This window comes from Methanoregula sp. (assembly GCA_026625165.1).
In the GTDB taxonomy this organism is placed as follows: Archaea; Halobacteriota; Methanomicrobia; order Methanomicrobiales; family Methanospirillaceae; genus MVRE01.
On record CP112999.1, the window covers coordinates 583,501 to 597,015 of the forward strand.

The 13,515-nt window shown below is 49.4% G+C and carries 23 protein-coding genes; 20 read left to right on the forward strand and 3 right to left on the reverse strand.

Going from position 1 to position 13,515, the window contains the following annotated elements; translation table 11 throughout:
• Nucleotides 1-75: 75 nt before the first annotated feature.
• The 3 genes from glmM to OS112_03215 are packed head-to-tail and all read right to left on the reverse strand — an operon-like array spanning nt 76 to nt 2,742.
• Nucleotides 76-1,443 (reverse strand): phosphoglucosamine mutase, encoded by a 1,368-nt coding sequence (gene glmM / locus OS112_03205; GenBank protein WAC05649.1) that lies wholly within the window; start codon nt 1,441-1,443, stop codon nt 76-78.
• A 1-nt stretch (nt 1,444) separates the two neighbouring features.
• Entirely contained in the window at nt 1,445-1,891 is a 447-nt protein-coding gene (mobB, locus tag OS112_03210) for a molybdopterin-guanine dinucleotide biosynthesis protein B (protein WAC05650.1), read from the reverse strand.
• Complete coding sequence (locus OS112_03215) at nt 1,888-2,742, reverse strand: DUF5806 family protein (protein WAC05651.1); 855 nt, start codon at nt 2,740-2,742, stop codon at nt 1,888-1,890. Before OS112_03215 ends, mobB begins: the two co-directional genes overlap by 4 nt.
• A 2,314-nt stretch (nt 2,743-5,056) precedes the next feature.
• On the opposite strand from OS112_03215, the gene OS112_03220 reads away from it, so the two are divergent.
• The 20 genes from OS112_03220 (at nt 5,057) to OS112_03315 (ending at nt 13,297) form a co-directional block, all read left to right on the forward strand.
• Nucleotides 5,057-5,593: a hypothetical protein gene (locus OS112_03220; GenBank protein WAC05652.1), complete on the forward strand. Its 537-nt coding sequence runs from the start codon at nt 5,057-5,059 to the stop codon at nt 5,591-5,593.
• Nucleotides 5,593-5,748 (forward strand): hypothetical protein, encoded by a 156-nt coding sequence (locus OS112_03225; GenBank protein WAC05653.1) that lies wholly within the window; start codon nt 5,593-5,595, stop codon nt 5,746-5,748. Before OS112_03220 ends, OS112_03225 begins: the two co-directional genes overlap by 1 nt.
• Before the next feature lies 1 nt (nt 5,749).
• Nucleotides 5,750-5,881: a hypothetical protein gene (locus tag OS112_03230; protein ID WAC05654.1), complete on the forward strand. Its 132-nt coding sequence runs from the start codon at nt 5,750-5,752 to the stop codon at nt 5,879-5,881.
• A 165-nt stretch (nt 5,882-6,046) separates the two neighbouring features.
• Nucleotides 6,047-6,274, forward strand: a complete 228-nt coding sequence (locus tag OS112_03235) for a hypothetical protein (GenBank protein ID WAC05655.1) — start codon at nt 6,047-6,049, stop codon at nt 6,272-6,274.
• Between the two features lie 306 nt (nt 6,275-6,580).
• Entirely contained in the window at nt 6,581-6,994 is a 414-nt protein-coding gene (locus OS112_03240) for a hypothetical protein (GenBank protein ID WAC05656.1), read from the forward strand.
• Nucleotides 6,995-7,178: 184 nt separating this feature from the next.
• Nucleotides 7,179-7,739 carry a hypothetical protein gene (locus tag OS112_03245; GenBank protein ID WAC05657.1) on the forward strand — a complete coding sequence of 187 codons (561 nt, stop codon included), beginning with the start codon at nt 7,179-7,181 and terminating at the stop codon, nt 7,737-7,739.
• Nucleotides 7,708-8,145, forward strand: coding sequence for a hypothetical protein (locus OS112_03250; GenBank protein WAC05658.1), 438 nt, complete (start codon nt 7,708-7,710; stop codon nt 8,143-8,145). Before OS112_03245 ends, OS112_03250 begins: the two co-directional genes overlap by 32 nt.
• A gap of 88 nt (nt 8,146-8,233) precedes the next feature.
• Nucleotides 8,234-8,785 (forward strand): hypothetical protein, encoded by a 552-nt coding sequence (locus tag OS112_03255; GenBank protein ID WAC05659.1) that lies wholly within the window; start codon nt 8,234-8,236, stop codon nt 8,783-8,785.
• Between the two features lie 91 nt (nt 8,786-8,876).
• Nucleotides 8,877-9,107, forward strand: a complete 231-nt coding sequence (locus tag OS112_03260; GenBank protein WAC05660.1) for a hypothetical protein — start codon at nt 8,877-8,879, stop codon at nt 9,105-9,107.
• 13 nt (nt 9,108-9,120) lie between these two features.
• Nucleotides 9,121-9,471, forward strand: coding sequence for a hypothetical protein (locus OS112_03265; GenBank protein ID WAC05661.1), 351 nt, complete (start codon nt 9,121-9,123; stop codon nt 9,469-9,471).
• Nucleotides 9,472-9,486: 15 nt separating this feature from the next.
• Nucleotides 9,487-9,804: a hypothetical protein gene (locus OS112_03270; protein WAC05662.1), complete on the forward strand. Its 318-nt coding sequence runs from the start codon at nt 9,487-9,489 to the stop codon at nt 9,802-9,804.
• 3 nt (nt 9,805-9,807) lie between these two features.
• Complete coding sequence (locus OS112_03275; protein WAC05663.1) at nt 9,808-10,251, forward strand: hypothetical protein; 444 nt, start codon at nt 9,808-9,810, stop codon at nt 10,249-10,251.
• A 120-nt stretch (nt 10,252-10,371) separates the two neighbouring features.
• Nucleotides 10,372-10,863 (forward strand): hypothetical protein, encoded by a 492-nt coding sequence (locus tag OS112_03280; protein WAC05664.1) that lies wholly within the window; start codon nt 10,372-10,374, stop codon nt 10,861-10,863.
• Nucleotides 10,838-11,389, forward strand: coding sequence for a hypothetical protein (locus OS112_03285; GenBank protein WAC05665.1), 552 nt, complete (start codon nt 10,838-10,840; stop codon nt 11,387-11,389). Before OS112_03280 ends, OS112_03285 begins: the two co-directional genes overlap by 26 nt.
• Nucleotides 11,386-11,850, forward strand: coding sequence for a hypothetical protein (locus OS112_03290; protein ID WAC05666.1), 465 nt, complete (start codon nt 11,386-11,388; stop codon nt 11,848-11,850). Before OS112_03285 ends, OS112_03290 begins: the two co-directional genes overlap by 4 nt.
• The gene (locus OS112_03295) at nt 11,850-12,002 is read left to right on the forward strand and encodes a hypothetical protein (GenBank protein ID WAC05667.1); all 153 of its coding nucleotides are present in this window, start codon (nt 11,850-11,852) and stop codon (nt 12,000-12,002) included. Before OS112_03290 ends, OS112_03295 begins: the two co-directional genes overlap by 1 nt.
• Nucleotides 11,999-12,304: a hypothetical protein gene (locus tag OS112_03300; GenBank protein WAC05668.1), complete on the forward strand. Its 306-nt coding sequence runs from the start codon at nt 11,999-12,001 to the stop codon at nt 12,302-12,304. Before OS112_03295 ends, OS112_03300 begins: the two co-directional genes overlap by 4 nt.
• Entirely contained in the window at nt 12,301-12,504 is a 204-nt protein-coding gene (locus OS112_03305) for a hypothetical protein (GenBank protein WAC05669.1), read from the forward strand. Before OS112_03300 ends, OS112_03305 begins: the two co-directional genes overlap by 4 nt.
• A 252-nt stretch (nt 12,505-12,756) precedes the next feature.
• A complete protein-coding gene (locus OS112_03310) occupies nt 12,757-12,990 on the forward strand; it encodes a hypothetical protein (GenBank protein ID WAC05670.1) in 234 nt (77 codons plus the stop codon).
• Entirely contained in the window at nt 12,971-13,297 is a 327-nt protein-coding gene (locus OS112_03315) for a YkgJ family cysteine cluster protein (protein WAC05671.1), read from the forward strand. The genes OS112_03310 and OS112_03315 overlap by 20 nt, the downstream gene beginning before the upstream one ends.
• Nucleotides 13,298-13,515 lie beyond the last annotated feature (218 nt).

Below are 13,515 nucleotides of genomic sequence, written 5' to 3' on the forward strand. Positions count from 1 at the left end.
CTGATAATAATCAAATTTCAACCATATTGAAATCAATTTTGCCTTCCTGTCCCAGTACTTTGTCATGTCCTGATATTAAGTGCCGGATTCGCGTGCAACAATTGCGGAAATCTCTTTAAAAAATCTCTCTGCATCCTTCTTCTTTTCAGATTCAACAATAATCCGGATCAAAGGCTCAGTCCCGGACGCCCGGATTAATGCCCATGACGGTTCACGGGTAATCTTTAATCCATCGGTATGATCGATGTGGTCGTGTAAAAAGGAGTGTTCGATCTTTACCATTAATTTTCGGGCATGGATAGTCTTGTGTTTCTCCTTGATCATATATCGTTTTGGGAGTTCCTTGACGATCTCCGATAACCGGTTTTTGGTTGTTGCGAGGATTAAGACCATACTGGCAGCAGTCATTGCACCATCACGGCAGAACTGGTGATCGGGAAAAATCAGCCCCCCGTTCCCTTCCCCTCCGAACACCACATCCACCCCCTGTTTAATCAGTGAATGCATGGTGCGTGCAACATGGATGCTCCCCACTCTCGTATAATTGACACTGCAGCCTTCAGGCGATGCAACCGCTTCAACGATCCCGGACGTACTAACCGGGGTGACAATCACTCCTTTGTGGTGTTGGCACAGGTACCGGGCTACAATTGCAAACTCCTGGTTTTCCTCAACATAGTGCCCCTTCTCATCGACGAAAACTGCACGGTCAGCATCACCGTCATGGGCAACACCAAATGCAGCCCCTGAGCTCACCACGAGGGCAGAAAGTGCTGCAAGTCCTTCCGGGGTCGGTTCCGGCATTCGTGCCGGGAAATGACCATCCATAATCCCGTTGACGGTCAGCACCTGGCACCCCAAGGTTTTCAGGATCTCCGGCGTTGTCCTGCAGGCCGGGCCGGAACCCGGATCAACGACAACCAGCATCCCCCTGCCAATAGAGGGCGGGAATTGCCGGACGACTGCTGAAATATACTGGTCAACGAGACCGGGGGCGCTGTGCTCACAACCGGCCTTATCCCATGGCTGCAGGGCAAAAGACCGGCTGAAAATATGCTGTTCCAGCTCGATAGTCTCGAGATCCCCCATTTCGGTGCCGTCGGCCTCGATGATCTTAACCCCGTTATATTCAGGGGGATTATGGGATGCGGTGATCATCGCCCCGCCGTCAAACTTCCCTTTGATGAGATACTGGAGGGCGGGAGTCGGCAACACGCCGCAATCGGTGACATCGCACCCGGTTGCCAGAAGCCCGGCTTTGAGCGCATGGATCAGAGTTTCCCCCGAAGTCCTTGTATCTCTGCCGACAGCAATGGATCCTCTGCGGAGCGTGCCAAGTGCTGTCCCGATATGGAAAACAAGCTCGGGGGTCATATCACGCCCTATCACACCGCGGACCCCGTTGGTCCCGAAGAGACGTTTTTTATTGATTTTGTTTTTCATATCAGCACTCCGCTGTTTTTCTATTATTTTCTTCTTTTGGATAGGTATCAAACCGTTCGAGGGACGCAAGCACTTCCTGAACCGTCGGGTTTGAAGCAACGCAGTTTTCGGTCACGAGATCCCCGATTACAATTTTTGGAAAGCCATAGGTTTTGAACCCCTCGATGACCGCGTATTCAATTCCCTGCTGACTGAACAGGAACAAGAGATCGTTGAGCCTGTTTATCCGGAATGTACCCACCGATTTTTTGTTGTCAACTCCAAATGAAATGGTAGCGCCTGCCTCGAAAAACTGCGTGGTGTCCTTCTTCTTTTCAAGGCCAAACTCATGGTCGCCAAGGTGTTTTACGACGGCGACACGGCCCATTTTTTCCAGTTCGGGTACCAGTTTTTTAATAAACGACGTCTTGCCGGAATTGGATCTTCCAACGACCTGAATTATTCTCATTGCTGAATAGCTCCCGTATCATGTTCGGCTTCGTTTTCCACAGGAAGCAAAGGAGGATCACCATGAGCACTCCCTTCGTCAAGGTCCTTTGTTCTACTACTATTTTTACCGGTCACAATCTCCGGCACATCAGCAGGTTGCTGGGGGGTGTCTGGTACTGATGGTGCTTCTGGCTTGCCAGTACCCGTTTCTTCCTGCATATTGTGTGATAATGGCCGGGACTCTTCAGTGAAAGTCCGTTTTCTCTTTCTACGGATTGCTTTTACAGACAGACGAGCGTCAAGGGCAGCCTGGCGTTTTTCTGGTTTTTCCAGAGAGGCATGGGTGTCCTGATCCTGTTCGGCGACCATAACACGGTTTTTGAGGATGGTTTTTGCCGTTTCGCCAACACTTCTCATGACTTTTGTGATCCTGTCCTCAATATCAATCTCTTCATCGATATCGAGCGTTGTGCCCTCCACTTCAAGCAGAAAACGGGCTACTTCACTTGCTTCAAAGAGCAGGTCATCAAGCTCGTCAGTCGTGAAGAAACCGCACATGGCTCCATAAAAAAAAGTCGCGCTTGCTTTCCTCACTTTTTTCTTGAATGAGTTGCGCGCCTGGTTTACAGCCTGTGGAGAGTAGGTATCTTCCATGAACGGTACAAGTTCGGGCAGGTGCTGTCCGATAAATGTCATTTCCGCCCCCCCGGTTGTCCTGAAATCCGTGCAGAGCCGTGCAAGCGCCCATTCCCGTGCGGTGATATATGTCCGTTTCCTTAAGAACTGGTTTACTTTCCGGTACGTCCCGCCATCAACTTTTTTGAATTTTTTATATTTGTTGATCTCTTCCTGGATCCGAGTCTCATCCATGCGATAAACTCCATAGGCACATTTTAAATCATGAGTTGGATTCGGTATAAAGAGGTAAGAATGTCCCTTTTCATATAGCATTATTTGGTTTATTCATTAAAAAACCACCGTCTGAAGGGTCGTGATCTCATTTGTTAAACGAGAAATTAACCCCAAACCAGCAGATCTGTGTTTGACCCGGAAAATATTATGCAGATAGTCAGGATCTGTGCATCCTGATACAATACTTACCAAGAAAACTCCTGTTTGCAAGAATTCTGGTCATGTATGCCATCAACTTGGGATTTTTTTATTTTCGGATAACCGGATTTCTCTTCAGATTCATATGCAATTTGTGATAAAGAATCTGGACCCTTTTCCATCCATTTAGGAAAAAGGGTTTTTCCTTGTTAGCAATAGAAACAGAAATCCATTTTATCTTATGCACAAAACAATAAATTCTCACATTTCGGGTATGTGAAAAATTCCGTATGCGATCAATTTTATTAGATAGATGGGATTGAACAACGGGAGTAACCTGCACAGCTTATACTGGGGCTTAATTCTCTTCTCGGATTTGTGAAAATTCTGATAATTCTCTTATTCCCCTCCGTATCGATTCCTTAAAAACAATCATGAAGATATTTTTTAAGGGATCATGGATTTACTATCTCCATAAAGATCTTGGGTTGAAATTATTTCTCTTTACTACTGGTGAATAGCGAGTGAGATATCCCTCGCGGTAGGTATTCAACCCGAATCATTGTGGGGATGTTATTGAGCATTTATTGGTGGAATGAGGGATCGTCTTATTATCATTTCATCAGATTGAGAGACAATTTTTATTAAATTTTGATTCTGGTTGGATTTTTTAACTGCATGTTCTTCCTGTCTCGCGAGTCCATGATATTAAACAGGAATGGGTTATCGTAATATTTTGGATCGGAAAGGGATTGATAAAACCGGAAAGATCTCATTGCTTTATGAAAAAGATAGAGATGCCACACAATTGTCAGAATAACGCCTTTTGTGTATAGCATCATATGGTTTATATGTACAAAATTGACGATTTCCAGAACGATTTTTGAAAAATTTCACTCTAAATCAAATATTTTTTAATAATATCCCGAAAAATCCTGTCTATTCTTAAAAAAAACGTGATTAGGCCACTTTTTATTATCTTACTTTTCAATGAAATAGAATTTTTTTGTTCTCGGGGTATCAAAAGAGGTTTGTGCGTCCTAATTATTAGATCTGAAAACTCCTTCCTATTAAGAGCGATTAACCTCATACACTCCACACGAAGCGATCCAACTTCTTCTCCCTGCCGCCACGGGAATTAAGGACGGTACTGGAAATGCTCTTCCATGCATCCAGATTATTTTCATACACTCGTATTTTTTTTATGGGATTTGCCGCCTGGGGATAAGTTTAAGGCTCCCAATGGAATGTAAACGGGAGAAAATTACACTATTTCCGACTTTCTCGTCGGTTTCAACCATGCTCATTAGGAATAATTTTTAAAAAAGTGTTTTAATAAAAAAATTCTTTTTGAAGGTTTTTCTCTTACATCTCCCAAGAAAACAAGGAATATATGATGAAATTTTCTTCCTGTTATTAACCCGGGGTAGGGGTACTTGGCCTAAGGAAATTCCGATTGTATTATCGCTTTTATTGATATGAGTTTGGCTCCGGAGAAAATCTCATTTTAATCAATATTTTTATAACATTTTTATCGGCTATCTCAACAGGAGGTTGTTGCCAAGCAGCAGGGGGATTTTTCAAAGACCCTCTCTCGTACAAAATAAAAAAGGATGGAAAAAAATATGGCTCGTTTTGGGATAATGGGTTGAGATGATGCCAAGAATACTGAACCTGGAGTTTTAATAAAACCAGTCCAGCCACAACATTTTGATAACAATAATGGTCCTTCCAATCCTCCCAATATTAAAATTCATAAACGAGATTGTTCTTCATTTTTTTAACAATCGTATCCAATGTCCTAATTATAAAAAATTCAATTTACCCAGAATCTTCCCATCGATATCTCTGGCATTTTCCGACGTGAAAAAAATCAGGGTAAAAACAGGGGTTTGCGGGCACGAAATAGAGTGGGATCGATGTTGGATATGGTCAAAAGGGAAAAAACCCCTGTTTTGTAATGCCCTTGGTTGGGTGATTGTGTTTACATCCAAGCCGGTTTAACCGGCCGACGAGCATGCGTAAAATATCACAGCCATTTACATGTTCCCTCGCTGTATTGGTTTTGTCGTCAAATGACTATTGGTCGAGAACTCGATAAATTGCGCTTTTTTGGATGAGATGAGGTCGTAAAATGGTCAAACGCGACGTTATCGTGTCGGAAGATGTGTACTGGGCGCTCGTAAACAGGAAATTTGCCGGCCAGTACCGCTCGATCGATGAGGTTCTCCGACCAGTGCTCGGGATGCAGCCAGGCAAACGACCACGACTGAAAAAATACCTGCAGGAGCAAGAATACATGAAAGAAAAACAGTCAGATGGCGATATTGGGGAGGGGAAGTGCCCCGCTCCAGGATTCAGGCTTGCCACGAGAACACGAAGGGGGGCGATTATTCTATCGCTTTTCCGGTTTATAGGGTTTCTCTCTGAGGCAATCTTTCAGAGGGGGGGTATCATGCCCGCTCCGGTAATCTGTCCGCACTGTCACACCGAGAATGTCCGGCGCCGTGAGAGTGTCGGAAAGGACGACCACGGTAAGGTCCTGTACAAATATCCGAAGGTCAAGCAGTGCCGGCAGTGCGGAGTTCAGATAGCTCGGGACCTGCCAGGCCGTGAGATCCCGCCGGACTATGTGGACGGCTGCCGCCAGGCTCACCTCGAGGTGTCGTGATGGTCAGAAAAAATTATTCTGAGATGACCCCCGAGGAGCGTGAGGAAAAAAGGCAATATCAGCGGGACTGGTACAAAAAGAACGGCCGGAAGAAAGGGGGCAAAAAACCCGCTGCAGCCGCACCGACAGGGGGGGGGGCAGGTGCAACCCGCTAAATTGGAAATCAAGCGCCTGAGCGATGGTGTTGACCCGGGAGAGGCATTCTTTTACATCGCTGACAGCCTGCAGGTGATGAACGGGCACCTGAGACGGATCGCTGATGCGTGTGAAAAGGCCGGGGGGATGTGAGATGCTCTGCCGGCATTGTCATTTTTACAAAAAACTGCATGCGAATCATTCCCGGGGTCACTGTACCGTGAAGTTCCATGCCGGGCAGCCGTCCGTGGTCGAGGGGAACGCGGCCGCATGCCTGGACTGGTTCATGCGGCGCGTAGCCTGGATGTGGGGTGAGGCATGACTTCCAAAGGGTATCGGTTTACGAACCGCCGGGTCCGGGATGAGCTAAGTAGGATCCTGAAGCGTGTCGCACCTGGTGATGTTGTGACAACGGAACGCCTCTGTGAGATCGTGAATATAAAGAACCGGAACCGGGATTTTTCCCGGCGCCGGATCGGGTCTCTCCTCAGGGAGCGCGAGGACCTGCATAGGGTCGGTGATGGTATATGGCAGGTGGTACGATGATTGAGATATTCGAGTGCCCTGAACCCTTCATTCCCCTGGTGAGTGGTGGATCTCTCCAGATGGCCGGGGACTTTCGGTTATTGTGCATCCGGCAGCATTGTTCAAAATTTCCTTGTGAAAAGCTCAAAATGTCCGGACAAACTTGTCCGGCTCCTCAGTCCGGACAGCACAATACTACTACTAGCTACGATCACTTGTCCGGACAGAGAGAGAGAGAGAGAGAGAGAGAAAACCATTGTCCGGACATCAATACCGGACAAAATTGTCCGGACAAAATGATATTGGGGTGGGTTTTTGCTCAATGAAATGTGCTACATCCGCATCTCAACATGGGAAAAAAAATTAATTGAGAGGCATAAATTGAACGTCTCACGGTTATTCCGGAGAGCTCTTGCGGACAAAATCAAGGAAATGACACAGGAATACCCCGACAAGGACGTTTACGCATATGCTGCAGCCTGGAATAAGGTATCCTCAGAGGTCTGTTCGATCCTCACGGAAGCTGATTTTGATGTCCTTCGCAAGTCTGATGAACGCAGGCTGGACCTGCAGCGGATGGTAGCTCCGTATCTTTCACCAAAAAGTCTTGAACATTTTGCAATTTTTCTCCAGGGAGCTAAGCTTTCCGATCATATTTTGGTCTCATTTTTCACATTTAATGAATCGCGCGCTGAAAAAAATGAAGCGGACGTATCCTCAAAACACTCAGCAAAGGCTTAATTTTTGACCCTCTCACTCAAATTTTGACCGTGCACGTCCCGAAATCATGTGAAAAAACCTGAAAATGTAGGAAGAATTTACAGGTTTTTGTCACTTTTTTGTCGTTTTGTTCATCATGTTCATTGAACATTATTGATTTTGTCAAACAGATTAATTTAATATACTTGACTTGACAATGTCAAATATGCCACAGGAACGCGGGGGAACCCCCTCTTTTTTGGGACCGTCAAAAAAGAAAAAACACGTCTGTGAATATTGCGGAAGGGACGATTTTCAAAGCCGTCAAGCCTTGTCATATCATAGGTTAAACACTTGTGAAAATCGTCCGCTTGACATCAAGCCGAAACCTACAGCTCCCTCACAGGCAGCCGCGCAGGATCTCCGGGAGCCGGCTGCCCGGACCCTTGCGGATGTGATGAAACAGGCCGCGTTCCCGGTCTTGGCGCCCCCCCCGGAAGCGGCTGCAGCCGACCCGCCGAAACCGTCCACGTCGACACCTGCAGCAGCTCAGAAGCCCTCACCTGGTGAAATGGTCCCGGACCATGGGGAGCTGAGGGAACAGCAGCGATCGAAGGCTCACCCGGCACTCGTCTTCATCCTGCTGCTGCTGATCGGGATCCTTGCCCTGGTCATCCTTTTCTGGGATGTCATCGAGCGCGAAGGTAAGAAATTCCTGAAACGGTTCGACCCGCCCGCGCAGGAGGTGACTGAAGATGGAGGAGAGCAGCAGCACTGGATCAACTGATGAAATCAGCTTTTTAGACGTCGGCTCGAAAGACGTCCCCCATGTAGAGGACCCGAACACAAAGAAGCTCCAGGCGCAGGTCATCCACAAGATCGAGCGGCAGCAGGTCGAGGAGCAGGTCCGGGAGGATCTCGGGGTCGATAAAACCGCGATCGCGCCCGTCCCCAAAGAGGTCCCCTGGCTCATCTTCAGGTTTGGCGCGAAGACCCTGCAGTGCGAGAAATTTAACCTGGACGACGATGAAGCAGCGGCCCTCGCCAAACACTTCACCGTCCTGTGCGAAGCGCTGAAGATCAAGTCCTGGGTATGGTCCGCGATCATCATCCTCTTGGTCATCATCTCGAAGCTCGCACAATGCAAAGACGCGATCCTGAACTTCTTTAAGAAAAAGGAGACCACAGCATGACGCGACAGGACTGGGAAACGGTGATCATTTTGACAATTTGCGGGGCAATCATGTTTTTCATCCAATTCTGGTACAATGGGGGCTTCGCATGAAAATCAAATCCAACGACTGGCTCTTCATCACCGGCAAGGCGAACAGCGGAAAAACGCACTGGGTCCGCGCCCATGCGAAGGTGGTACCTGCAGGCCGGCTCTACATCCTCGATTTCAACCGGAACGATTACCAGGACATGAAGGCAGCCGCCAACGTCTGGGACTACGAAGGCGGCGGGCAGGAAGAGTGTGAAGACTGCATCAACACAATCTACTCGATCGGCAACTGTTTCTCGGTCTTTGATGAAGCGGACAATTACTTCCGGAACAAGACCCCGAGCACGACGAGGTTCTGTACGACAGCCAGGAACAGGGGGATCGGCTCCATGGTCATCGGCAAGCGCCCCATGGCCGTGCACCCGGACTACCGGACCAGGTTCAATTACCTGGTGCTCTTCCAGAACACCTCACCGGACGACATCGAACAGCTCGAGCGGTGGGCTGCGACCGGAGCGGGCAGCCTGGAGATCCTGCGGACCCTGGAACAGGGACAGCACATCATCGTGGATCTCGATCACGGGGTCATAAGCCCCGTCAAGCGGCTTTAATCCCCTTTTTTGTCACGTTTTTGACGGTTTCTTGACATCTTCTCTTATATGTCAAGTACCAAATACCGCCGGTAATAGGGAGGCTCTCTCTATGTCATTCAAACCAAAAGCTCTCGCTCAGGGTGCGGACCTCACGCACCCCCGGGCTACGCCCGGATGGATTCTGGGGGCAATCGTCGCGGTTGCCCTGATTTTCGCAGTGGTCTTCGTTGTGAAATGGGGTATTGTACAGCTCAAGAGCCGGGTCCCGGCCATGACATCGCTTTCCGGAGCGGTAACCGGCAACCAGGCCGGGATGAGTTCCGCGGGCTGGATCTATTAAGGAGTGATCAGAAATGGCAGCAGCAGCCTTCAAAGGTACGGTCTCATTCCGTGGAATCTCGGGAACGCCCTACGTGGAAGCTCTCAGCTTCTCCGATGTGGCAAACGCATTTGCGACATTTGACTCTTCAGGCCTGTCTTTCATCAGCCTGCCCGAACCCGTGTATCTTGTCGATCTCGCAGAGGTCACCGGCGGGACGGACACCACCAAGACGAATCTCTGGGTGAACAACAAGGACACCGGCATCAAGTGGATCAACACCACGGTCCTGAACACGCTCAACAACAGGATCCCGCTTCCCATCCCGATCGGCAACCCGCAGACGCGGGGCGCCGTGATGGTCCAACTCAAGCAGCTTGCGTAACCCGGCGGTGATCGTATGATCCCGCCAGGATACAAAGAAGTTGAAGAGTCTGACCCCTACACGATAACGGTGCCGGGGGAAAAACAATCCCTTTTTCCAGGGATCGATGAGTTCTGGGTCCTTTCGTACGTGATCCGTGTCCGGAGCATGGGGACCGCCTCATACATCGCACTCGGCTCGATTAAAGCAGAGGAGTACCGGCTCACTGGTATTGGCCAGACATTTTCGTATTCATGCAACCCCGGGGAACTCATCAATCTGTCAAAAAAATGGATTGTGAGCGATACTGCAGACGCCGTCATCGAAGTGATCGTCTCGGCCTACAAGAGGTAAATTATGGGCGGATTTAACGTCGTTAACCCATCAGCATCCATATCAGCAATTTCATGGGATGCAGACCTGAAGGTTCCAGGTGGGAAAAAAATTTGTGGAGCTACTGCAAGTGCCGCCGGGGATACGATCGCAAAAACGGAATCATTTAGAACTCAAGTGGCTGGCACATATATGTGTAACATCTTTGTTACTCGTGCCGGAACCTACCGCGTAAAATTCCACAATTACCGTCCAATTGCAGCAGGAGATACAATCTCTGTGATGAAAAATGAAGTCCCCTTTTGGAATAACGCTGGTGCCGGTATTGAAGGGAACACGATCACAGTTTGCGGGGACGTGGCCGCAGACCTGAATGATATATTCAGTTGCAGAATGACACCCATCACCGGTGATTCTGGGAGGATTTTCACCGTTATCCTCTGTAATGCAGACGGACAGGCGGTCTAAATGACCAATGATGCATGGTTTGATAGCCATTGTCAGGAATCAGATGTTCTTTTGGCATGGCCTGAATGTTACAAAAACCCTGCAGGACAGCAACGGATAGGACGGCAGCGTCTATTAACGATGGGATTGTCCGAAAGTGAAATTGTCGTTAATGACGATGGCACTTTCAAGGCGTCATACAACCCGCCCCCGCCTGAACCTGCACCGGTAATTAATCTGTACATTCCAGGCATCACGCAATATGCCGGTGTTCCGATCCCCGGATTTACCCCCGCTCAGTATGCCCAAATTCAAGCGATGGGGGGTAATGCAGAAACCCTTGCAACGAAAGCCGCAATTGCAGGAGCATCTGCAGATGCGATTATCAAAGCACTTAACCAGGGCACTAACCCGACCGAGACGATTGACAGCACTACAATGACGGACAACAGCACGCAAAAAGGAGGGTTAGCCGCCGTGACACCCGCAGGGATCTCCGTACAGGACCTCATCACCAAAGCCGGGGGCTATGGCATATACCTGCTCGCCGGTGTTGCGGTCCTGTTCCTTGTCCTGGTCTTCATGGCAATGAAAGGAGGTATAAAACATGGCAATCGAGCAATGGCAGATTGATAGCCGGAAAGCGGCGGGATGGTCGGACACGGAGATCCAGGCCTGGCTGTCCTCAGCCCAGAACGGGGGCGTTCAGGTAGGATCTCAATTCTGGATGGACACAAATTACACGGGACCGGAGCCCACCCTGGATGTCAAAAGGGCATTTTCAGATGCTCAATATGCATATGACTATGCCCAGGCACAGATGGCTGCAATTCAGCAGCAGATTACGGCAGGAGTGGCAGCTCCAAAAACGGATTTCACGCCAAATGTCCTGGTCAATGGGAAACTGGTCCCGCTCACCGATGTGGTGAAATTTACCGGCACGGGGGATTACCCGGCAGATCCCATCGTGAAGGTAACGGACAAAACGGCTATTGTTGACACAAATACGGCTATTGTTGACACAAATACAACGGTACAGGACCTCATCACGAAAGCCGGGGGCTATGGCATGTACCTGCTCGCCGGTGTTGCGGTCCTGTTCATTGTCCTGGTCTTCGTGGCTTTGCCACGAGGATCCCGCCGCGGGGTGAGGGCATGAAGCTCGGAGCTGAGGGCCTGATCGTGGCGATCGTGGCGATCGTGGTCTTCATCATCGCCCTGCTGTATTTCGGTAAGGATTTCCTGCAAAAAATGGCTCTATCCCTGATGCCAAACAAGGATGCACCCGCTGACAAGCAGACCGGGACCACGGCCGCGGGGGATCCCATCGTTGGGTCTGACGTCAAGTATGTGAACCCGATCATCTGTGCATTATCAGGGAAATTCTGCGATCCGAATGATGGCACCAACAAGAGCACTGACGGGTATATCTACATCAACAAGCCTGGACAAATCACCCAGGTCCTCTGCGACCAACCCGCCGATGCCGTCGCGGAAGCTCAGCGCCTGGTGAACAAATTGAACTCCGGGCAGGATTTCACCAACGCAGAGATCGCATGGGCTCAGAAGTGCGAGCCTACGCTCTACTCGATGATCAAGGACCACGGGAGCGGGGCATAGTGTACGAAGAGCTCATTGTCGGGCTGGTCCTGCTGGATGTAGGGGCGACTCTCGCTGGCAACTGGAGGGTCTGGCAGAAAATTGCAGATCTTGATCGCAGGCTCATCATCCTGGAGACAAAGATCGCATGTGGTGCTGGAGTTCCCGAATGATGGAGGACCCCGCCACCCCAACCTTTTTGGGACTGACGGCGGTCGAGTGGCATGCTGTAGGCTATGGTCTTCTGGAAGGCCTCAAATTCTGGAAGCGGAAGCCGGTAGCATATGCTGACATTGACACCCTGCCCCTTTCTCCAGAATGGAAGGCGGACCTGAAGGCAAAGTATCACTATTACTGGATCGCCTTCGACCTGCCGGAAGACATTGCCCTGGTTGCCCTGGCATTGTATTTTATGATCACGAACCGGGCTCTGGCCTTGAGCCTGGCCGGAAAATTCTTTGGAATCCCTCTATGACATCTGCACGAAACCTTGAGATCAGGCGTGAGCTCCAGAAGCTTGACGCTGAAAACTGGAAAGCATGGCTGGACTACCGCAATGGCTTCATTCACCCTCAGCAAGCCGTCGCAATCTGGGAACGGAACAATCCCAAAAAAGCAGTGCTCATCGATGAGCTGGCGGGGCTTACAAACCAGGGCAACGATCCGCTGGCCTGATTGCACCGTCCCTTTTTCCTTTTTGTATATAGCAACTGGCGGTATATCACCGTCGGTGTAATTTCGCTGCGAAATCTGTCGCAGAATAATCGTTGCACGACAAAAAACGAAATCGCCCGATTTTGCGGTATTTTTTGAGTCCGTGGCAGATCATTTGTTTTTCAAAAAACCATTTCCACTGGAACGGGGCAAAGAATTGATAAAGCTGAGAAATAAATTTAAAAAAGTGGTATTTCCTGTGGAGCGATCGCCATGGTAAGGATCAATCTGAATGAATATGTGAAATTTGTACCTACAGAAGCCGGGAAAAAAGTCCTCCAGATGAATCCTTACTATACCGGATTGGAACCCGAAAACCCCTGTCTTAACGAATATAGAATACCGCTCTGGATCTTCTGTAATTGTTTTGGTCCGTACATGGAAAATGGCGGCAATCTTATCAAAGAAAATACCTTGGTTATAGGCGATGGAAACGAACACGTGTGACCGCTGCGGTCTGTGCTGCAAGTATGTGATAATTCCCCTGGACAAACGCGATCGCTCCTGGAGGGTGAAGGTTAACCTCGAGTGGATGGCAGCCAGGGGAATCCGGATTATCAAGGGCAACCTGGTGATCCCGAGTATATGCCCGCACCTGCAGGTGAATCCCTGCCCGTACTGTGGTGAGGATTATTGTCAAGAAGGACCGGATTGGTGTGACATCTATGCAACCCGCCCGGCCATGTGCCGGATGAGCGGGTGCCGGAAGGACCTGCTGGAGGATCTCGAGCCGGCCGCTGCAGCAGCCAGGTGATTTTGTGGACCCTGCAGATCTGACCCGTGATGAGCTGCTGGTCCTGCTGTATGTTGGTGCGTGTGATCGCCCGGTCCCTTCCCGAGTTCACTTGAATGTGGGGGTCTTCATGCTGAAAAAGTGTCTCGAGCCGGAAAGTGACCCTGCAGCTACTTTGTAGTCACTTTTTCATTTTTTCAGACGAAACCTTTTGAAATTGGCACATTGCGGGCACGATC